This window comes from Saccharomonospora sp. CUA-673 (genome assembly GCF_001942305.1).
Taxonomy (GTDB): domain Bacteria; phylum Actinomycetota; class Actinomycetes; order Mycobacteriales; family Pseudonocardiaceae; genus Prauserella.
The window spans coordinates 119,480-138,465 of record NZ_MKKE01000055.1 but is presented as its reverse complement, the minus strand read 5'-3'; the positions used below and the strand labels follow the sequence as shown (position 1 = coordinate 138,465).

At 69.0% G+C, this 18,986-nt stretch carries 23 protein-coding genes, 2 tRNA genes and 1 pseudogene; 8 read left to right on the top strand and 18 right to left on the bottom strand.

Going from position 1 to position 18,986, the window contains the following annotated elements:
• The first annotated feature begins 58 nt into the window (after window positions 1–58).
• Window positions 59–787, top strand: coding sequence for a DUF3566 domain-containing protein (locus BJF85_RS21285; RefSeq protein WP_075849875.1), 729 nt, complete (start codon window positions 59–61; stop codon window positions 785–787).
• A gap of 50 nt (window positions 788–837) precedes the next feature.
• Window positions 838–911 (top strand) — tRNA-Ile (locus BJF85_RS21280).
• 120 nt (window positions 912–1,031) lie between these two features.
• Here BJF85_RS21280 and BJF85_RS21275 read toward each other — a convergent pair.
• Window positions 1,032–1,490, bottom strand: coding sequence for a putative immunity protein (locus BJF85_RS21275; protein ID WP_369822257.1), 459 nt, complete (start codon window positions 1,488–1,490; stop codon window positions 1,032–1,034).
• Between the two features lie 27 nt (window positions 1,491–1,517).
• Window positions 1,518–2,225, bottom strand: coding sequence for a hypothetical protein (locus BJF85_RS30615; RefSeq protein WP_255375829.1), 708 nt, complete (start codon window positions 2,223–2,225; stop codon window positions 1,518–1,520).
• Here BJF85_RS30615 and BJF85_RS31675 point away from each other — a divergent pair.
• The 3 genes and pseudogenes from BJF85_RS31675 to BJF85_RS21260 form a co-directional block, all read left to right on the top strand.
• A pseudogene (locus BJF85_RS31675) lies at window positions 2,106–2,525 on the top strand (alpha/beta fold hydrolase); the annotation flags it as partial. The gene BJF85_RS30615 and the pseudogene BJF85_RS31675 sit on opposite strands and share 120 nt — an antisense overlap.
• A 134-nt stretch (window positions 2,526–2,659) precedes the next feature.
• The gene (locus BJF85_RS28175) at window positions 2,660–2,797 is read left to right on the top strand and encodes a hypothetical protein (protein ID WP_158057063.1); all 138 of its coding nucleotides are present in this window, start codon (window positions 2,660–2,662) and stop codon (window positions 2,795–2,797) included.
• A 29-nt stretch (window positions 2,798–2,826) separates the two neighbouring features.
• Window positions 2,827–3,243 carry a hypothetical protein gene (locus BJF85_RS21260; RefSeq protein ID WP_075849798.1) on the top strand — a complete coding sequence of 139 codons (417 nt, stop codon included), beginning with the start codon at window positions 2,827–2,829 and terminating at the stop codon, window positions 3,241–3,243.
• A 14-nt stretch (window positions 3,244–3,257) separates the two neighbouring features.
• Here the strand turns inward: BJF85_RS21260 and BJF85_RS21255 are convergent, their stop codons facing one another.
• The 3 genes from BJF85_RS21255 to BJF85_RS21245 form a co-directional block, all read right to left on the bottom strand.
• Complete coding sequence (locus tag BJF85_RS21255) at window positions 3,258–3,716, bottom strand: carboxymuconolactone decarboxylase family protein (RefSeq protein ID WP_075849797.1); 459 nt, start codon at window positions 3,714–3,716, stop codon at window positions 3,258–3,260.
• A gap of 75 nt (window positions 3,717–3,791) precedes the next feature.
• Complete coding sequence (locus tag BJF85_RS21250; protein ID WP_083666604.1) at window positions 3,792–4,277, bottom strand: Rrf2 family transcriptional regulator; 486 nt, start codon at window positions 4,275–4,277, stop codon at window positions 3,792–3,794.
• Between the two features lie 132 nt (window positions 4,278–4,409).
• A complete protein-coding gene (locus BJF85_RS21245) occupies window positions 4,410–4,643 on the bottom strand; it encodes a CsbD family protein (protein WP_075849795.1) in 234 nt (77 codons plus the stop codon).
• Window positions 4,644–4,779: 136 nt separating this feature from the next.
• On the opposite strand from BJF85_RS21245, the gene BJF85_RS21240 reads away from it, so the two are divergent.
• Window positions 4,780–4,962, top strand: a complete 183-nt coding sequence (locus BJF85_RS21240) for a DLW-39 family protein (RefSeq protein ID WP_075849794.1) — start codon at window positions 4,780–4,782, stop codon at window positions 4,960–4,962.
• 29 nt (window positions 4,963–4,991) lie between these two features.
• Window positions 4,992–5,064: transfer RNA gene (locus BJF85_RS21235), tRNA-Ala, on the top strand.
• Between the two features lie 106 nt (window positions 5,065–5,170).
• On the opposite strand, the gene BJF85_RS29160 is transcribed toward BJF85_RS21235, so the two are convergent.
• From BJF85_RS29160 to BJF85_RS21225, 3 genes are read right to left on the bottom strand one after another with little or no spacing between them, the layout of a single operon-like run.
• Window positions 5,171–6,334 (bottom strand): acetate--CoA ligase family protein, encoded by a 1,164-nt coding sequence (locus tag BJF85_RS29160; protein ID WP_255375833.1) that lies wholly within the window; start codon window positions 6,332–6,334, stop codon window positions 5,171–5,173.
• On the bottom strand, window positions 6,217–7,290 hold the full coding sequence (locus BJF85_RS29155; protein ID WP_222844623.1) for a CoA-binding protein: 1,074 nt from the start codon (window positions 7,288–7,290) through the stop codon (window positions 6,217–6,219). Before BJF85_RS29155 ends, BJF85_RS29160 begins: the two co-directional genes overlap by 118 nt.
• The gene (locus BJF85_RS21225) at window positions 7,287–8,456 is read right to left on the bottom strand and encodes an acyl-CoA dehydrogenase family protein (protein ID WP_075849874.1); all 1,170 of its coding nucleotides are present in this window, start codon (window positions 8,454–8,456) and stop codon (window positions 7,287–7,289) included. Before BJF85_RS21225 ends, BJF85_RS29155 begins: the two co-directional genes overlap by 4 nt.
• Window positions 8,457–8,594: 138 nt before the next feature.
• Here BJF85_RS21225 and BJF85_RS21220 point away from each other — a divergent pair, with 138 nt between their 5' ends.
• The gene (locus BJF85_RS21220; protein ID WP_075849793.1) at window positions 8,595–9,209 is read left to right on the top strand and encodes a TetR/AcrR family transcriptional regulator; all 615 of its coding nucleotides are present in this window, start codon (window positions 8,595–8,597) and stop codon (window positions 9,207–9,209) included.
• A 10-nt stretch (window positions 9,210–9,219) separates the two neighbouring features.
• On the opposite strand, the gene BJF85_RS21215 is transcribed toward BJF85_RS21220, so the two are convergent.
• Genes BJF85_RS21215 through BJF85_RS21170 form a run of 10 tightly spaced genes read right to left on the bottom strand, consistent with a single transcriptional unit; the run spans window position 9,220 to window position 18,986 of the window.
• Window positions 9,220–10,077 (bottom strand): MaoC/PaaZ C-terminal domain-containing protein, encoded by an 858-nt coding sequence (locus BJF85_RS21215; RefSeq protein WP_075849792.1) that lies wholly within the window; start codon window positions 10,075–10,077, stop codon window positions 9,220–9,222.
• Complete coding sequence (locus tag BJF85_RS21210) at window positions 10,074–10,997, bottom strand: SDR family oxidoreductase (protein ID WP_075849791.1); 924 nt, start codon at window positions 10,995–10,997, stop codon at window positions 10,074–10,076. The genes BJF85_RS21215 and BJF85_RS21210 overlap by 4 nt, the downstream gene beginning before the upstream one ends.
• 29 nt (window positions 10,998–11,026) lie before the next feature.
• A complete protein-coding gene (locus tag BJF85_RS21205; protein WP_075849790.1) occupies window positions 11,027–12,172 on the bottom strand; it encodes a thiolase in 1,146 nt (381 codons plus the stop codon).
• Complete coding sequence (locus BJF85_RS21200; protein WP_075849789.1) at window positions 12,169–12,618, bottom strand: Zn-ribbon domain-containing OB-fold protein; 450 nt, start codon at window positions 12,616–12,618, stop codon at window positions 12,169–12,171. Before BJF85_RS21200 ends, BJF85_RS21205 begins: the two co-directional genes overlap by 4 nt.
• Window positions 12,619–12,631: 13 nt before the next feature.
• The gene (locus tag BJF85_RS21195; protein ID WP_158057061.1) at window positions 12,632–13,429 is read right to left on the bottom strand and encodes an MBL fold metallo-hydrolase; all 798 of its coding nucleotides are present in this window, start codon (window positions 13,427–13,429) and stop codon (window positions 12,632–12,634) included.
• A 1-nt stretch (window position 13,430) separates the two neighbouring features.
• Complete coding sequence (locus BJF85_RS21190; protein ID WP_075849788.1) at window positions 13,431–15,053, bottom strand: ABC transporter substrate-binding protein; 1,623 nt, start codon at window positions 15,051–15,053, stop codon at window positions 13,431–13,433.
• 55 nt (window positions 15,054–15,108) lie between these two features.
• Window positions 15,109–15,993, bottom strand: a complete 885-nt coding sequence (locus BJF85_RS21185) for an ABC transporter permease (protein ID WP_075849787.1) — start codon at window positions 15,991–15,993, stop codon at window positions 15,109–15,111.
• Between the two features lie 13 nt (window positions 15,994–16,006).
• On the bottom strand, window positions 16,007–16,954 hold the full coding sequence (locus tag BJF85_RS21180; protein ID WP_075849786.1) for an ABC transporter permease: 948 nt from the start codon (window positions 16,952–16,954) through the stop codon (window positions 16,007–16,009).
• The gene (locus tag BJF85_RS21175; RefSeq protein ID WP_369822256.1) at window positions 16,951–17,979 is read right to left on the bottom strand and encodes an ABC transporter ATP-binding protein; all 1,029 of its coding nucleotides are present in this window, start codon (window positions 17,977–17,979) and stop codon (window positions 16,951–16,953) included. The genes BJF85_RS21180 and BJF85_RS21175 overlap by 4 nt, the downstream gene beginning before the upstream one ends.
• Window positions 17,976–18,986, bottom strand: a complete 1,011-nt coding sequence (locus tag BJF85_RS21170) for an ABC transporter ATP-binding protein (protein ID WP_075849785.1) — start codon at window positions 18,984–18,986, stop codon at window positions 17,976–17,978. Before BJF85_RS21170 ends, BJF85_RS21175 begins: the two co-directional genes overlap by 4 nt.

Sequence of the window (18,986 nt, the reverse complement as noted above, 5' to 3'; positions counted from 1 at the left end):
CGCCGTGTCGGACTCCGACGGTGACGACGATTTCGGACAACGTTGGTCGGCGGGGCAGTTGCCCGCCGACGAGACGTCGTACCAGCAGTACTCGGCGGGCGGCGCGTCCGCCGGTGCCGCCTCCGGGTCGGCGTCGGCCGGTTCGGCGGGCGCCGGTTCGGGGTCGGGCTCGGCCGGCAACGGTGCGGGCGCCGGTGCGTTCGGCGGGCAGGAGTACGCGGGTAGCGGCGCGGACACGCAGGTCGTGACCGGCTCGGCCGCCGGGCGACTCTTCGGCGGCCGAGCGCAGCACGACCCGGAGACCGAGCAGATGGCGGCGCCGGCCGGCGTCGGCGCCGCGCAGGGCGGCGGCGGTTCGGCCGAGTCCGGTGGCGGCAAGCGGTCGACGCCGGTGAGTGCGCTGCGCAGGCCGGGTCGTGGTCCGCGGCGGGCGAGCCTGCAGATCAAGCGGTTCGACCCGTGGTCGGTGCTGAAGCTCTCGCTCGTGCTGGGCGTGGCGCTGTTCTTCATCTGGCTGGTCGCGGTCGGCGTGCTGTACACGGTGCTCGAGGGCATGGGCGTGTGGGACCAGATCAACGGCACCTACACCTCCCTCGTGCAGGGTGAACTGACCGAGGGTGCGGGCGACCCGTTCATCACCGCACCCCGGGTCTTCGGCATCGCCGCGATCGTCGGCGCGATCAACATCGTGTTGATCTCGGCGCTGACCACGGTGAGTGCGTTCATCTACAACGTGTCCGCCGACCTCGCCGGTGGCCTGGAGATGACGCTCTCCGAGCGCGAGTGACCCGGTGTAACTCCCTTAGCAGCGGTGGGGTAGAGTTTCTACCGCTGCACGGGCCCATAGCTCAGGTGGTTAGAGCGCATCGCTGATAACGATGAGGTCGGAGGTTCAAGTCCTCCTGGGCCCACCGAGAAGGTGCCCTCCGCAACGCGGAGGGCACTTTTGCTTTCCCACCCCCACCGTGTCAGCACCCCACGTCGCCGTGTCAGCAATCTGCGCGGGCGTGTCAGCATCCTGCGTCGCTGTGTCAGCAGCTCGCGTCGTCGTGTTGGCAATCCGCGTACGTCCCGCGCCGAGATCTGCGCTCGGGCGGGGTCAGTGGGGCGGGTTGCGCAGGGCCGTGTCGAGGTGGCGGATCAGTTCGCCAGGCCGCGAGCCACCGGCCGGTGCGGCCGGGTATCGGCGGAGGACGTCGACGACCACCGGCCTCGCCAGAGTCCGAACGCGCTCGAGATGCGCGGACGTGCTCGGCCGCCGCTGCCATCCCGGCGTCACGTGCCTCCTGGTAGGCACGCCAGGCTTCCCACGCGACGTCCCGGATCTCCTTGGTGCGAGGCCCACCGTCGGCGAACTGCTCTGTGACGTCGATGGCGCGCCGAGGACGATCGTCGCCGGGACACGCACGTTCGAAGATCGGCAACGCGGGCCGCGCGCAGTCGGCCGCGAACGCGGCAACCGCCCGGATCTCGTCCAACCCCAACTCCACCACCCGACGCTAACCCCCGTCGCCGTGTCAGCAACCCACGTCGCCGTGTTGGCGATCCGCGTACGCCGGCGGCGTCTTCGTGAACTTCACCGAAAGGCGGTTCCCGGTGGGGTGGGCGTCGTTACCCTGTGGTCCGAACCCGTCGAGGTGAGGCTGGGTGAGGGCGAGATGGGTACCGAGACCGCGGGCAACACCGACACCGACACCGACACCAACACCGATGCCGGCGCCGGCACGAACAGCGCCGGCGGAGATGTCGCGTTCCCGCCGGACGGCTCCACGCCGTCGGAGGTCAAGGCGTGGTGGGACGGGTTGTCCGACGCGCAGCGCGACACCACGGTGACGCGGCACGGTGACGTCGTCGGCCGGCTCGACGGGATCCCCGTGGCGGCGCGGGATCGCGCCAACCGAGTGCGGTTCGCCGAGCAGCGCGCCGAGTTGATCGCCCTGCGCGGCGAGCTCGACGAGGGCGACGGCGAACGTGCGCGCATCGACCGCATCCTGCCCGGGATGGTCGCCGTGCGCCGCAGGCTCGACGAGGACCGCGGGCCCGACCGGCCCGAGGCGTACCTGATCGACTTCCTGCCGGACGACGACGGTGTGGGGGTCGTCGCGATCGGCAACCCGGACACCGCGGACTACGTCGTCACCAACGTTCCCGGTAGCGGATCCAGCCTGGCGACCATGAGCGCCGAGCTCGACCGAACCGACGCCGTGTTCGACCGCGTGCGCCAACTTTCCCGCCGCAGCACGGTTTCCGTCATCACGTGGATCGGCTACGACGCACCCGACCACCTGCTTGCCGCCGCGGGCGACTCGTCGGCCGCCGACGCCGCGACGGTGCTGCGCGACTTCCAGCACGGACTTCGGGCGACCAATGAGGACCGTTCGTACAACACGGTCATCGGGCACAGCTACGGGTCCACTGTGGCCGGTTACGCCGCACGCGACGCACTGCTCGACGTCGACGCGCTCGTGTTTGTGGGCAGCCCCGGCGTGGGCGTCGACGACGTGTCCGAGCTGCAACTGCCGGACGGCGCCGACGTGTACGCCACGACCGCCGGGAACGACGTCATCCGCGCGACCCCGAACTTCATCCACGGCAGGCAACCGATCGACGACGAGTTCGGCGCCGTCGAGTTCGAGTCCGACCCGGGCAGCGACGGTGGGTGGTACACGGGTGGACTGTCGACCACGCTCACGCCGAGTACTGGAACATCGATTCCGCGTCGCTGCGGAACATGGCGCGCATCGCGCTCGGCCGCGAACCCGAGGCCATGCCGGACGACGAGAACGCGCGGGATTGAACCGGCGACCAGAGGGGAACGTGGAGACCATGCGGACGTTGACGCACGAACAGGCCCGGACACGCGCGCAGGAACACATCGACCGCGCGATCGCAGCGCTGCCGTCCGACGTGTCCGTGACGCCTACGTTGAAACGCGACGACGCCATGGAATGCGACCGGCCGAACGACAAGGGCCCGGCCGGCCGCTACGAGGTCGGCAAGACGTACTGGCTCGACGACGTCCCCGCCGAACGCAACGGCGAGGTCGTCGACGCCCTGTCGGCGCACTGGTCCGAAGCCGGATTCACGGTGCTCGCCGACCGGCGTTCCTCCGAGGACCGCTTCCTGTCCGTGCAGCACCCCGACGACGGGTTCCGCATGTCGATCGCCGAAAGCGTCGAGGGCGACCTCTCCCTCGGCGCATCCTCGCCCTGCATCTGGCTCGACGGCGGCACCGACGACTGAAGCGGGGTGGCTTCCTAGCGGCGGAAGCTTCCCGGGACGGTGCGGTTGGTGACGCTGATGCGGTTCCAGGCGTTGATGGCGGCGATCGTCATGGTCAACGCCGCGAGCTGGTCCTCGTCGTAGTGCCGCCGGGCCTCGTCCCACACCTGGTCGTCGACGCCGTGCGGGTTGTCGGCGAGCCGCGTCGCCGCCTCGGCCAAGGCCAATGCGGCGCGTTCGGCGTCGTCGAAGTACGGCATCTCACGGAACGCGGCGACGCCGTCGATGCGCTCGTTGCTCTCGCCGTCGGCGCGCGCCTCGCGGGCGTGCATGTCGACGCAGAACGCGCATCCGTTGATCTGGCTGACCCGCAGTTTGATCAGGTGGCGCAGCCCGGCGGGGATGGGCGTGCCGGCGATGAACCCCTCGAGCGCGACCATGGCGGCGTAGCCGTCGCGGGCGCGGGTGGGGAGTTCGGTGATCCGTCCCTGCATGATTCCTCCATTTGTGGATGTTGAATATCCAGAATTAATCGCCACGTGGAGCACCGGTTGCCCCACGTGGATGCTTCAGCGGGTGTCGTCGAACCAGCGCCGCACCTTGTCGGGCACGCCGGGATTGCTGGACTCGACCGTGGCGATGACGTCGGCGAGGGTCTGCGCGGCCAGTTCGCGCCGCCACGCGAGCTCGGCCTTGCGCATCGCCGCGTCGATCGCGCACGGCGCCGCGGGCGCGGAGGTGGGTCCGGCTGCCTCCCCGGACCCGCCACGTTGACGGATCTCGGTGCAGCGGAACGCGGGGTCGGGGCCGTCGATGGCCGTGACGACGTCCATCAGCGTGACCTGCTCCGGCGCCTTCGCCAGCCGGAACCCGCCGCGCGGCCCGGACACGGACGTGAGGATGTTCGCCCTGGTCAACGCCTGGAGTTGCTTGTTGAGGTAGGCGGCGGGCAGTTCGTAGAACGCAGCGAGGCGGGCGGCCGGCACCGCACGCTCGGCTCCGAGCCAGGCCAGGTTGAGGCACGTGTGGGTCGCCCACTCGACGCCCTCGTTCATCCGCACAACCTGGACACTAGACATCCGGAATATCCCGACGCAAGTCCGCGGCACCGAAATGCCTATCGACCTGCAGAGAAGCGGGGTTGGTTCCACGTGGAACCAACCCCGCTTCGCAGGAGAGGTGGGTCGCTACTGCCGATGACGCTCGTTGGCCTCGTGGCGGCCGGCCTTGCGCTCGGCCTCCTTGGCCTCGTTCTCCTTCTCGGCGACCTCGCGCTGCGCCTGGCCCTTCTCCTGCTGCTCGGCGCCTTCGCGCTCCATGTCGTCCCGGCCGAGCATGGAGCCGGCTGCTTCCTTCACGCGGCCCTTGGCGTCTTCGACCGCGCCCTTGAGGCCTTCCTGTTTCTCGTCCCTGTCCGTCATCCGAGCCTCCTACGCGTCGTGTCACGCCTGGTCCGCGCATCGGCTGCCCTGGACGTGCACCAGATAAACTGGGCGAGGTCGAGTGCAGTACGATCGAGTGGCCGGGTCAGTTCGTGCCAGAGGGAGGGCTACGACCGTGAAGAAGCTGTTGGCGTTGGCTGTGATCGCAGGTGGCGTGTTCTTCGTGATCAAGCGGAACAAGGACGCCAAGGCCGAGGCCGACCTCTGGCGTGAGGCGACCGCGCCGAGCGACAATCACGTCAACGGCGTGTACCTCAACGGCAGCGCGCCGGCGAGCGCGAGCGTCAACCAGAACTGAGCAGCGCCCGCGAGCCACTCGCGGGCCCAGGGGCTATAGCTCAATTGGTAGAGCGCCGCTTTTGCAAGGCGGAGGTCAGGGGTTCGATTCCCCTTAGCTCCACAGATGTGTGGTCCGTGTCCGTAGAGGACGCGGACCGTTTCTGTTTCCGGCCGTGTCAGCACCTCGCGTCGCCGTGTTGGCGATCCAGGTGGGTGCAGGTCATTTCTCAGTCGCGCCAGGTGATCAGTGCGTCCAACGCCTCGATCCGTTCGGCTGAGACCTGCAACGGGTTCACCTCCATGGCCACGAGGTCGTCGCCGAGTGCGTGGGCCAGGGCGCCGATCCGGGCGATCACTCGGGCAAGCTCGTCGAGGTCCACGGACTCGGCGCCCCGCGCGCCGCGCAGTACCTGCAGACCCCGCAGCGAGTCGACGGCTCGACGGACCTCGTCCTCCGCCACAGGGAGGATGCGTAGGGCGCTCTCGTTGAGCAGCTCCACCCAGACACCACCGAGGGCGACGGCCAGCGTGAGGCCCCAGGCCGGGTCCCGCACGACGCCGACCAGCAGCTCGGTCCCGCCGCGGCGGTGTGGCTGGACCAGTAGTCGGGTCCCGGTGTGCCCGGCGCTCGTCATGGCACCACCAACCTCGTCGACCGCCGCCCGAAGTTCGTCATCGTCGGCGATTCCGAGCACGACGCCACCGATGTCGCTCTTGTGCTCCAGCCCCTCGACGGCGGCCTTGAGGACCACCGGATAGCCCAGGGCCCCAGCTGCATCGACGGCCTCGTCGGCCGAGGTGACCAACTCGGCCGGAACCATCGGCACGCCGTTGGCAGCCAGGAACGAGGCGGCCTGTGCTTCGGCCCACGAGCCACGGCGTGGCGGAAGACCGTCGGGGATCACGGGGTCCACCCGCCGTGGAGGCGCCGTGCTCTCCCGGTGCCGTCTCAGCGTTTCAGACCAGCGGACCCCGTGTCCGATCGCGTTCATGCCGTGCTCGATGCCGCCGACCACGGTCGGGTAGCCGGACTCGGCCTGGATGGTGCGTCCGGTCTCGTTGACGTCGGTGAGCACGTTGCCGACCGGGACGACCAACTTCGGTGACTCGCGGATGATCGCCGCGTTGCGCTGGAAGGTGTCGATGGCCAACTGCATGTCCGGCGTCTGCCGGGGCAGATCCTGCAGCACCAGGACGAAGTCGATGTTCGGATCCTGGACCACGACCCTCAGCGCCTTGCCCATGAGCTCGCGATCGAGCAGGACGTAGCCGGTCACATCCAGGGGGTTGTTCGGGGTGGCGAACGGCGGAAGCACTTCGGTGAGACGACTGGTTGTCTCCTCTGCGAGCTCCACGAGCTCGAGACCCTCGTCCTCGGCGCGGTCGGCGATGATCTCCGATGCACCCCCGGAGGGCGTGACCACGCCGACGCGGTGGCCCGGAAGGGACCGGTCTCCGCCAGCAGCCCGGACGTGATGATCAGGTCCTCGAGCGAGTCCACGCGAATGACGCCGAGCTGCTCGAACGCGGCCCCGACGGTCTTGTCGTCGCCCACGAGAGCTCCCGTGTGCGCCTGGGCCGTGCGCGACGCCTTGGCGCTGCGCCCGATCTTCAGCGCCACGATCGGCTTGCCTGCGTCCAGTGCCGCGCGGGCCACCGCCGCGAACTCCTCGGGTCGGCGCACCGCCTCCAGGAACAGCGCGATGGCCTTGGTCTTCGGGTCCTCGACGAGGGCCCGCACGACGTCGGTCACCGACATCACCGTCTCGTTGCCCATGGCCACCAGCAAGGAGATGCCGATGTTGCGCGACTGTGCGAACGACAGGACGCTGCTGGCCAGGGCGCCACTCTGCAGCACGACGCCGACCGAGCCGGCGATCAGGGGCTGGGGGATGGGCAGCCCGTACGGCGTGACGGCGTCCGCGGCGTTGATGAACCCGTTGCCGTTCGGGCCGAGGATCGTGACGTCGAGCTCGGCCGCGAGCGTCCGTAGCTCCTCCTCCCGCACGATCCCCTCACCACCGACCTCGCCATAGCCGGCCGTGAGCACGACGTAGTGGCGGATGCCCATGGCAGCCCCGTCGCGGATGACCTGGGGGACGACCCCGATCGGCGTCATGACATAGACCAGGTCGGCCGGGCGGGGAGTGTGTGACAGCGACGGGTAGGCCCGGGTGCCGTGCACGGTCTCGGCCCTCGGGTTCACGAGGTACACGTCGCCCTCGAACCCGTTGGCCTGCAGGTTGTTGAAGGTTGACAGGGACCATCCCGACTTGTCGGTTGCGCCCACGAGCGCGACGGACTTCGGTCGGAAGAATGCCATCGGGTCGATCGGCTGAGTGTTCACGACAGTGACGCCCCCACCTTCGCGTGGCCACGCAAGAGGTTGCGGGCGATGGTGCGGCGTTGGATCTCGTCGGTCCCCTCGAAGATGCGCAGCAGTCGCAACTCGCGGTACCAGCGCTCGATCGGCAGTTCCTTGGTGTATCCCATGCCGCCGTGGATCTGCAGGACGCGATCGACGACACGGTTGGCCATCGTGGTGCCGTAGAGCTTGGCGATGGAGGAGGAGTGGCGCGCATCCTCGCCGCGCTCCACCTGCCACGCCGCCCGGAGCGTCAGCCACCGGGCGGCCTCGAGCTCGACGGCACTGTCAGCGATGTGCCACTGGATCGCCTGGTACTCCGCGATCGGGTGTCCCATGGACTCGCGGTTGTTGGCGTGTTCGATGGCCATCTCGATCATCCGCTCGGCCGCACCGAGCGCGCCGGCGGGGATCATGAAGCGTCCCTGGCCGATCCACTGCATCGCGAGCTCGAAGCCCCGCCCCTCCTCCCCGAGGATGTTGCGGTGCGGCACCCGGACGTCCTGGAAGCTCAGCGAGGCCGGGCCCCACTCGCCCATCGTGGGGATGGGCGTGGACTCCCAGCCCATGTCTCGATCCGCGAGGAAGCACGTGACGCCGCCGTTGGCGCCCAGCTCGGGGTTCGTCACCGCGAAGACCATGACGAAGTCGGCCTCGTTGCCGTTGGTGATGAAGATCTTCTCGCCGTTGATGACCCAGTCGTCACCGTCGCGCACGGCACGGGTGCGGATATTGCGAGCATCGGATCCGGCACCGGGTTCGGTGATGGCGAAGCAGCTGCGACGATCGCCCTCGATAGTCGGGACCAGGTACTCCTGCTTCTGCTCCTCGTTGCCCGCGTAGAGGATGTTGTCGGCCGAGCCACCGAAGCGGAACGGCACGAAGGTGCGTCCGGCTTCCCCCGCGATGATCGCCGCCATGACCGGGCCGGCCTCCATCCCGCCGTACTCCTCGGGGGTGTTGATGCCCCAGTACCCGTACTTGCGGGCTTTCGCCTGCAGGTCGCGTAGCGTCTCGCGGTCGATCCCGGGGCGGCCCTCGCGCTCGTTGAGCAGAACCGTGGGCTCGAGCGGGGCGACTTCCTTGGTGATGAACTGGCGCACCGCGGCCTTGACGGCCCGCTGCTCCTCGCTGAGCTCGAAGTCGATCATGACCTCTCCCTTTGAACCAGTTTCTAGAACTCAACTCTAGAATTGTTTTCAGGATCACGTCTCGACCCATTCACGTCAAGGCCCACTTCGGGCCTACCCTTGACGACGTCACACCGAGTTACGAGGAGGCGAACGGTGGCCACAGGGGCGCGGGCAGGTACCACCGGACGACGCTGGGCCAAAACGGAGGAGACCCGCAAGCAGGTCCTCGACGCGGCGGCGGCGGTCTTCATCGAGCAGGGGTACACGCGGACAGGGGTTTCCGAGATCGTCTCCCGCGCAGGGTCCAGCGTCGGGAGCGTCTACCACCACTTCGGCGGCAAGGCGGAGGTCTACCTCGCCCTGTGGGAGAGCTACGTCGGCGAGCTCGCCCATGCCGCCGCCGATGCCGTCGCCAAGGTCCGGGCTTCCGGGGTCGAGGACCCGCTGGCGCAGTTCGAGGCGGGCACGCGGGCCTACCTCGACGCGACGTGGCGCCGGCGCCACCTCTACTCCATCTTCTACTCCGGGGACGCGCCGCCGGAGTTCGAGACCATGCGGCGCGAGCGAAGCCAGGAGTGGGTCCGGCGCAACGTCATGATCCTGGGCCTCGGCAAGAACGTCGAGGATCGGCTCTCCGTCGCCAGCTTGACGTCCGTCGTCGGCGACGCGGCCCGCATCACCGCCGGCTGCCGCACCGCCGCTCAGGCACGACGGGTCGCCGAGCACGCCGTGGTCCTGATTCGCCGGCTGTACCCGGGCCCCCGCTGACGGGCGGAGCTCACGCTGCAAACGTCGCTCGGCCGCGATCGATCACCACCGTCCCGTCACCGCGCCGCACCCTGAACGCCACCTGCCCTGTGTCGGTGTCCCAGATCTCGACCGCCAGGTCGTCGCCGGGTGTCACGGGGGCCGAGAACCGGCCGGACATCGAACGCATCGCGTCGCCGTCGCCCTTGGCCACGGCCCCGACCAACACCCGACAGGCGATTCCGTAGGTGCACAGTCCGTGCAGGATCGGTTGGGAGAACCCGCCCCGTGCCGCGAAGGTCGGGTCGCTGTGCAGCGGGTTGCGGTCGCCGCTGAGGCGGTAGAGGAGTGCCTGGCCCGGCCATGATCCGGTCTCCACCCGCTCTTCGGGGGTTCTCTCGGGCACGATGTCGCCGGAGGGCGCGCCCCGCTCGCCGCCGAAGCCGCCCTCGCCCCGGACGAAGACTCCCGAGCCGGCCGTGACCAGCGGCTCTCCCGAGTCCGCCAGCACCGCCTCCGCCTGTGAGCGCACCAGTGCCCCACTGCCCTTGTCCTCGATGCTCGTCACCATCGAGGTGATCGAGACCGTGCCCGACGTGGGCAGCGGGCGGTGTAGCTGCACCGACTGTTCGGCGTGCACGAGCATCGCCGGGTCGAAGTCGCCGAGTCGTCGACCCCGGACGCCCCACGTCAGCATGACGCCGTACGACGGCAGTACCTTCTGCTCCTCGCCTCCCGGGGCGCCGTGCTCGGTGGTGTAGGCCAGGTCCTCCAGCGGGTTGTCGTGACCGGCGCCCACACCCAACGCATAGAGGATGGCGTCCGTGCTGTCCCAGGACCGCTCGACCGGATCGGAGCGGACGCCGATGAGGTCGTGATCGAGACTCATGCCGATGCCTCCTCGGGAACCCGGCCGTTGGGCATCGCGTGCGGTCGGGCGCGGTCGAGGAGGTCGGGCACGATGTCGTCCAGTTCCTCCACCCGGAACCGACGCGTCTCCTCGACGCCCGGGCCGGCGATCCACCCCTCGGCCACGCTGATGTGCCCGCCACGGATGTTGAACACCCGCCCGGTGACGTCCTTCGCCGCAGGGCTCGCGAGCCAGGCGACGAGCGGGGAGACGTTCCCCGGCGCCCCGGGGTCGAACTCACCCTCGGGGATCACCGGCCGGTCGGGACGCAGGTTCTCGGTCATCCTCGTGTGTGCAGCCGGCGCGATGGCGTTGACCTTGACTCCGTAGCGGGCCAACTCCCGGGCCGCGATGATGGTCATGGCCGCGATGCCGGCCTTGGCCGCTCCGTAGTTGCTCTGCCCGGCGTTGCCGTAGATCCCCGACGACGAGGTGGTGTTGATGATCCGCCCGTCCACGTCGTGCCCGTCCTTGCTGAGCTGGCGCCAGTGCCGGGAGACGGCGCTCGTCGGTGCGAACGTGCCCCGCAGGTGCACCTTGATCACGGCGTCCCACTCCTCGACGGACATGTTGACGAGCATGCGGTCCCGTAGGATCCCGGCGTTATTGACCAGGACGTCGACCTTGCCGAACGCGTCCAGGGTGGCCTCGAGGAGCCGAGCGGCACCTTCGGGCTCGCTGATGTCGTCGCCGTTGACCAGGGACAGGCCCCCACGACGGCGTACCTCCTCGGCCACCTCGTCGGCCGGCTCCACCTGCGAGCCGGTGCCGTCGAGCGAGGCTCCGAGATCGTTGACGACCACGGCCGCACCGCGCTCGGCCAGCTGGAGTGCATGTGCGCGGCCGAGGCCACGACCGGCCCCGGTGATGATGACGACCTGACGGTCCAATGCAGACATCGCTACCTCCTGGGTTGGGAACTGATGGGTCAGCCGCGGCTCAGGACGAGGGTCGCGGCACTCATGAACATGCCGCCGTTGCCCAGCACGAGACTCGTCTCGACGTCGTCGACCTGGGCATCGGCCTCCCCGCGCAGCTGTCGGACGGACTCCTGGATGGCGAACATCCCGTACATGCCCGTGTGGGTGTAGGAGAGACCGCCGCCGTTGGTGTTCATGGGCAGCGAGCCCCCTGGCGAGGTGTGCCCGTCCGCCACGAAGGCACCCGCCTCGCCGCGGTCGACGAAACCCATGTCCTCCAGTCCGAACAGGGGGACGTGGGCGAAGGCGTCGTAGATCATCAGGTGGTCGATGTCCGCGGGTCCCATGCCGGCCTCCTTGAAGGCGGCGCTGCTGGAAAGCTCGAACTGCGGGCAGCGGCTCATGTCCTCCATCTGGGACACCAACGGCGTCGTGGCTGCCTCGCCCGTGCCACTCACCTGGACGAGAGGTTTGTCCGCGCCGTGCGCCTCGGCGAACGCGCGTGAGGTGACCACGAGAGCGCCGCCGCCGTCGGTGACCAGGCAGCACATGAGGAGTGTGAACGGCCAGGCGACGACGCGGGCGTCCAGCACGTCGTCGACCGTGATCTCCTCCCGGAACATGGCACGCGAGTTGCGCGAGGACCATCGGCGCTGGGCTACCGAGACCTGCCCCAGCTGCTCGAGCGTCGTTCCGGTCTCCCGCATGAACCTCAGGGCGGGGACGGTGAAGGTGGTGGAAGGTCCGAGCACGCCGTACGGCAGCTCGAACTGCGCCTGCATCGAGTCCTTGGGCCTGGCCCACGGCGACGCCCCGACGCGGGAACGTCCTGACTCGCCGTGCGTGATGAGCACGACCTGCGCATGACCGGCCTGGATCGCGGCGGCTGCGTGGCGCACGTGGAACAGGAAGGAGGAGCCGCCGACCGAGGTTCCGTCGATGTAGGTCGGGGTGATGCCGAGCGCGTGCGAGACACCCACGGGTCCCGGTCCGCCCGCGCTGACCGAGGCGATGCCGTCCACCTGGTCGAGATCGAGGCCGGCGTCGGCGAGGGCACGCCGCGCCGACTGCACGTGCAGCTCCAGTGTGGAGATGTGCGGCAGCTTGCCGATTTCCTCGGTCTCGGCCGCGCCCATGATGACGACGTCGCTCATCGCACACCTCGTTCGGCGTCGGGAGTGAAGACCGGCACGGCCATGTCCCCGCGTTGCTCGAAGGTGACCCGCAGGGCAAGGTCGAGCGGCAGGTTCTCCGGCTCGGGCTCGACCCCGACGACGTTGGTCATCATGCGCGGGCCTTCCTCGAGCTCGACCACGGCGATGACGGTCGGCGCATCGAACCCCGGTGCCGGACGGGCCGAGATGACGTAGGAGTAGAGCGTCGCGCGGCCCGAGCAGGTGATCCACGTGATGTCCGACGAACCGCACCGCGGGCACGAGGAGCGGGGGTAGAAGAACGGCCGGTCACAGGCACGGCAGGAGGTGACGCGCAGCTCGCCGGCCGCGGCGCCGTCCCAGTAGGGCTGGGTCTCCGGGGTCGCACGTGGGACGAATCGTTGTGGCGCGTCGTCCTCACGTGTGGTGGTGTCATGCGCTGGCATGGTCGGGCTCTCCTCAGGTGCGTTCAGGTGTGTGGACATCGAGGTAGTGCAGAATCGCCTCGATCGAGGCCTGTGCGGCGCGCAGACGACGTTCGTCGAGACGCGGGTGGAGGTTGCGGGCGATCTCCGCGGAGGACCACCCCCGGTGCGCGTGCGCGGCGACTTGTTCAACCCGGCGCATGCGGTCGCTCGTGCGGTCGGCCACGTACCGCCGGGGCTCACGCACCACGGGTCCGTGTCCGGGGAGGAACGTCCAGTCGTCGTCGGCGACCTGGGCCAGGCGCTGCATCGAGCCGAGCATGTCGCTCAACGTGCCGTCGGGGTGGCCGATGTAGGAGTTGACCCTCGCGATGACCGTGTCGCCGGTGAGCACGAGCCGTTCCGTGGGCAGCACGAGGCTGATGCCGTCCGACGTGTGACCGGGCGTCCTCATGGACCGAGCCTCGAGGGTCCCGACGTCGAACCGGGTTCCCTCCGCGACGATCCCGCGCTGGACACGCGGATTGATCGGGGCTTTCCAGCGTGCCGCAAGCGGTCGCGCGGCCTGGGAGTGGTCGCCGTGATGATGGGTCAGCACCACCTCGCGAACACGGGCCCGCGCACTCTTCACCACGGCGTCGATGACGTCCAGGTGTGCCGGGTCGTCGGGACCGGGGTCGACCACGATGGCGTCCCCGGCCCGCGTGAGGATCCAGGTGTTGGTCCCCTCGAAGGTCCATGCGTTGGCGTTGGGCGCGAGCACGAGGTGCACGCCGGGCGCCACCTCCAGCGGCTCGCCCGGCGCTGGAGGCGAGGTGTCGATATCCCACACGTCAGTCCTTGAGCCAGATGTTCTCGTACTCGCGCGTCGAGTAGTCCGGATGTGGGTTCCATCCGCGGACGCGAGGTGACAGCAGGGTCTGGCCGTTGAAGACGTAGAGGGGCAGCGGTGTCGCCACGTTCTCCAGCACGTACCGGTCTATCTCCTGCAGCGCCTGCTCGCGCTCGTCGGCGTCTGCGATCGTTCGCTGCTTCTCGATCAAGTCGTCCAGCGTCGGATCGTCTACAAAGGACCAGTTGCGGCTGCCGTCGGAGTGGTACTCGGTGGACAGGTACTCGTCGGCCGTGAGCATCGGAGTCTGCAGCCCGTAGGAGATCTGGTACTCGCCGTTCGGCCAGGTGTCGCCCGCGTAGGTGGCGTAATCCTGGACGTCCAACTCGACGTCGATGCCGACCTTGGCGAGGTCCTCCTGTACCCACTGGGCCTCGCGCACGATGGTCTCGCCGTATCCGGTGGTGACGACCATCGTGGCCTGGAACCCATCGGGGTACCCGGCCTCGGCGAGCAGACGCCGGGCTTCCTCGGGGTCGTACGGGAGGAGCTCCTCGACGTCCTTGGTCGGCATCGAGCCGAACATCGACGGGGTGATCGGTCCCGAGACCGCGCCGCCGGAGCGGATCGTGTCGATCATGCCCTGCTTGTCGATCGCCAGCGCCACCGCGCGACGCACCTCGAGCTGGTCGAACGGCTCCTCCTGCGCGTTCATGAACACCCGGGTCTGCGTCGTGCCCTCTTCCTCGCTCTTCTGCAACCCCTCGACCTGACTCAGCAGCTGGTCGACCTGGCGCTTCTCGGTGGACAGCGCCGTCATCATGTCGATCTTGCCGCTGCGCAGGGCAGCGATCTGGGCCTGAACGTCCGGCATGATCGTCGTCGTGTAGCCGTCCAGGTAGGGCTGTCCCTCGACGAAGTAGTCGGGGTTCTTCACGTAGACCCGCTCCTGGTCCCGATTCCAGCTCTCGAGCATGAACGGCCCCGTTCCGATCGCCTCGGTGGCGAGGTCGACGCCGCCCTCGGCGGCTTCGCAGGGGATGATGGCGAGGAACGGGTTCGCGAGTGTCTCGTCGAAGGCGGTGTACGGCGAGCCCAACCTGAAGACGACGGTGCGCTCGTCCGGGTTCTCGATCGACTCGACGTCGGCGATGAGGTTGAGCGCGTGCCCCTGGATCTCCTTGAGCCGGTCGAACGTGCAGATGACGTCGTCGGAGGTGAGGGCGCGCCCGCCGACCGGTTCCTTGTCGTGCCACTTCACGCCGTCGCGCAGGGTGATCGTCCAGGTCCTGGCGTCGTCGCTGACCTCCCACTCCTCGGCGAGGTCCCCCTCCACTTCGTTCGTGCCGTACTCGACGTCGTCACCGGTCCGGAAGGCCAGCAGTCGGCTGTACACCGCGCCGACCGAGGTGTGGACCGCGTAGGCGGCCTCCTTCTGGAAGTCGAGTGAGGTCGTGTCGGTGGTCCCGGCGATCTGGAAGGTGCCGCCGGACTGGGGCGGCCCGTCGTTGCGCACCAGCTGGCCGGCCTCGCCGTCGGACGCGCCGGAGCCGCTGCCGAAGCAGGCCGAGGTGAGGAGGCCGACGGCTAACAGGGCGCCGGCGGTTTTGTGTGGACGAGACATCGTGGCTCCTTTGCCGCGAAGGGGGACGGGTACGGCGCGGTTGGCGGGGTTCGGATCAGCGACGTTGTCGTGGGTCGAAGAAGTCGCGCAGCGCGTCGCCGAGCAGGTTGAATGCGAGCACCGAGACCGCCAGGGCGAGGCCGGGGAACAGCGCCATCCAGGGCGCGATCTCCAGCTGTCGCGAGGCCTCGCTGAGCATCCGCCCCCACGACGGCGTCGGCGGTGGCGTGCCGATGCCGAGGAAGCTCAGAGCGGACTCGGCTATCAGCACGATGGCGAACAGCAAGCTGGTGACGACGAACAGCGGCGCCATGAGGTTCGGCAGCCCGTAGCGCCGCAGGATGCGCGGCGTGCTGCAGCCGACCGCCTTGGCGGCCTCGACGTACGTCTCCTCGCGGATCCGGAGCATCTCTCCCCGGGCGACGCGGTTGAAGGCCGGGATGACCAGGAGTGCCAGCGCCAGGATGGTGTTGCGGACGCTGGGTCCGAGCAGCGAGGCGACGAACAACAGGAGCACGATGGAGGGGACCGCCATCAGGGAGTCCATGATGCGCTGGATGACGCTGTCGACCCACGTGCCGCCGAAATATCCCGAGACGATGCCGAGAAGACTCCCGATCAGTCCTCCCAGGGCAAGCGTGGCCACCGAGATCAGCAACGAGGTGCGGGCGCCGTAGAGGGTGCGGCTGAGGACATCGCGACCCAGCTCGTCGGTGCCCATGAGGTGGTCGGCCCCGGGCGGCACCATGATGGCGTCTCGACTCTGCTCCAGGGGGTTGTACGGCGTGATCAGCGGTGCCAGAGCAGCGAGCACGACGAACACGACGATCACCGTGGCGGCGACGGCGCCGAAGGGCTGCTCCCTGAGATAGCGGAGCACCCCGCGACGCTGGCCGGTCACCGCGGTGGTGCCGCCGAGCCTGGGCAGGTGAAGGGACATGTCCGAGCTCCTCTCAGTACCGGATCCGCGGGTCGACGACGGCGTACAGCACGTCGACCAGCAGGTTCACGAGGATGAAGATGGCGCCGTAGACCACCACGCAGCCCAGGACGACGGGGTAGTCGCGGGCCTGGACGGAGTCGAAGATCAGCGAGCCCATGCCCGGGATGGAGAAGATCGATTCCAGGATCACGGTGCCGCCGAGGATCCCGCCCACCTGAAGGCCGAGCAGGGAGAAGACCGGGATCAGACTGTTGCGGCCGGCGTGCTTGAACAGGACGTTCCACTCGGAGGCGCCACGTGCGCGCACCGTCCGCACGAAGTTGGACCCGAGCACCTCGAGCATCGACGATCTCAGCATTCGCGCGATGCCGGCCATGGAGTTCACGGCGAGCGCGAACGCCGGCAGGGCCATGTGGGTGAGGTTCTGGCCGAGGTCCTCCCCGGGACTGGAGTAGACCAGCGGCGGCGTCCATCCGAACCACTGCGCGAGGTATGTGATGAGCAGCAGCGCGAGCCAGAAGTTCGGCACCGACATCCCCACCACGGCGAGCACCCGTAGGAGCTGGTCGGTGAGCGAGTTCTGCCGCAGGGCGGCCATCACGCCGAGCGGCACGCCCAGGAGGAGTCCGAGCAGGAGAGCGAGGAGCCCGAGTTCGAGCGTGGCGGGCAGCCGCTCCGCGATGTGCTCGATGACCGGTCGTCCGTCGGCGAACGACGTACCGAAGTCGAGCCGCAGTGCCCCCGCCATGAACTCGACGAACTGCGAGGTGACCGGCTGGTCCAGCCCCAGTTCGGCAGCCCGCTCGGCCACCTGCGCTTCGGTGACCCCGGGGGCGTCGGCCAGCTGGACCCGGACGACGTCGCCCGGGATCAGCCGCAGTGTCAGGAAGGTGAAAGTGGTGACCAGGGCCAGGACCAGGAGGCCGTAGCCGAGTCGCCGGCCCGTGTAGGTGATCATGCGCCCACCTCGGAGGTCAGGAGGTGGCACGCGGCCGACCGTCGCCCGATCTGCAGGAGCTCGGGATCGACGTGGTCGCACGGTTCGAACCGTCGAGGACACCTCGTATGGAATCGACAGCCGGTGGGCGGCCTCGTGGGACTGGGGACCTCGCCGACCAGCGGCGTGCGCAGCTCGCCGCGCCGGTCGAGCGACGGCACCGACCCGACGAGTGCCTGCGAGTAGGGGTGCATCGCCGAGTCCATCAACGTGTCCGCCGGACCGGATTCGACGACCTGTCCGAGGTACATGACGCTGATGCGGTCGGACATGTAGCGGACGACGTTGAGGTCGTGGGCGATGAAGAGGTAGCTGAGACCCAGTTCGCGCTGCACCTCACGCAGCAGGTTGAGGATCTGCGCCTGGACGGACACGTCCAGCGCCGAGACGGCCTCGTCGCAGACGATCAGGTCCGGGTCGGTGGTGAGTGCGCGGGCGATGCCGATGCGCTGCGCCTGACCGCCGGAGAACTGGTGCGGGTAGCGCTCGAGCGCGTGGGAGGGGAGGCCCACCAGGTCGAGCAGCTCGCGGCATTTGGCCACCCGGGTCTTCGGGGTGCCGATGCCGTGCACCGTCATGGGTTCGGTGAGGATCTCCTCGATCGTCATGCGCGGGCTGAAAGAGCTGAGCGGGTCCTGGAAAACGAGCTGCATCCTGCGGCGCAGACGTGCCAGCTCGCGACGGCGCAGCCGCGAGACGTCCGAGCCGTCGAAGGTGACGGTCCCTGCGGTGGGCTCCAGCAGGCGCAGAGCCAGGCGACCGAGCGTGGACTTGCCCGAGCCGGATTCCCCCACCAGCCCGACGGTTTCGCCGCGGCCGACCGTGAGGGAGACGCCGTCCACCGCGCGTACCGGTGGCTTCCGCCGACGCCCGCCGAAGTGCTTCACGACGCTGTCGAGTCGCAGGATCGGTGACGTCGCGTCGTCCGTGTCGGTCGCCGGTAACGGGACCGCGTCGTTGATGGCCACGCCGGGTGATCCGTTCACGGTGCGACCTCCGCGATGCGCCGGGTCTCGGCGGGCGTCTCGGCCCGCCAGCACCTCGCCTGCCGACCACCCACGTCGTGCAGGGTCTGGGGCAGCTCGCAGCGGTCGCCGTCGGCGAGTGGACACCGGGTGGAGAAGCGACACCCCGACGGCATCTCGTCGAGCGTGGGCACCACTCCGGGGATGGCCGGCATCGGTTTGTCGCGCGGGGTGTCGGGCCGAGGGATCGCCTGAAGCAAGGCCTGGGTGTATGGGTGTCGAGGGTCGGTGAGGATCTGCTCCGCGGTCCCCGTCTCGACCACCTCGCCGGCGTAGAAGACCGCGACCCGATCGGCCATCTCGGCGACGACGCCCATGTCGTGGGTGATGAGCATCAGCGCGACACCGGTCTCGGTCTGCAGGTCACGCATCAGCCGAAGCACCTGCGCCTCGACGGTGACGTCCAGCGCGGTCGTGGGCTCGTCGGCGATCAGCAGGCGCGGCGTGCACGCCAGTGCGCCGGCGATCATGACGCGCTGACGCTGTCCTCCCGAGAGCTGATGCGGATAGGCGTCGACCTTGGACTCGGGGTCGGGGATGCCCACTTGCGACAGCAGCTCGACGACCCGCGCGCGAGCCTGCTTGCGCGGGATCCGGCGGTGCACCCGCAGTGCCTCGCGCAGCTGGCTGCCGATCGTGAACAGCGGATCGAGCGCCGTCATCGGGTCCTGGAAGACCACCGACATCTCGTTTCCTCGGATGCCCCGCATCTCGGCGTTGGACGCGTTGGTGATGTCTCGCCCGTCCCACGTGATCGTCCCGGCGCTGACCCGTCCGTTGCCCAGCAGGCCGAGCATCGCGAGAGCCGTGACGCTCTTGCCCGAGCCCGACTCGCCCACGACGGCGAGCGTTTCGCCCTCTCGGATTTCCAGGCTGACACCGCTTACCGCCTCGACGCTGCGGCCCCCGGTTTCGAACTCGACGTGGAGGTCGTCCACGGTGACGATCTGCTCACCCGGCCGGCTCAC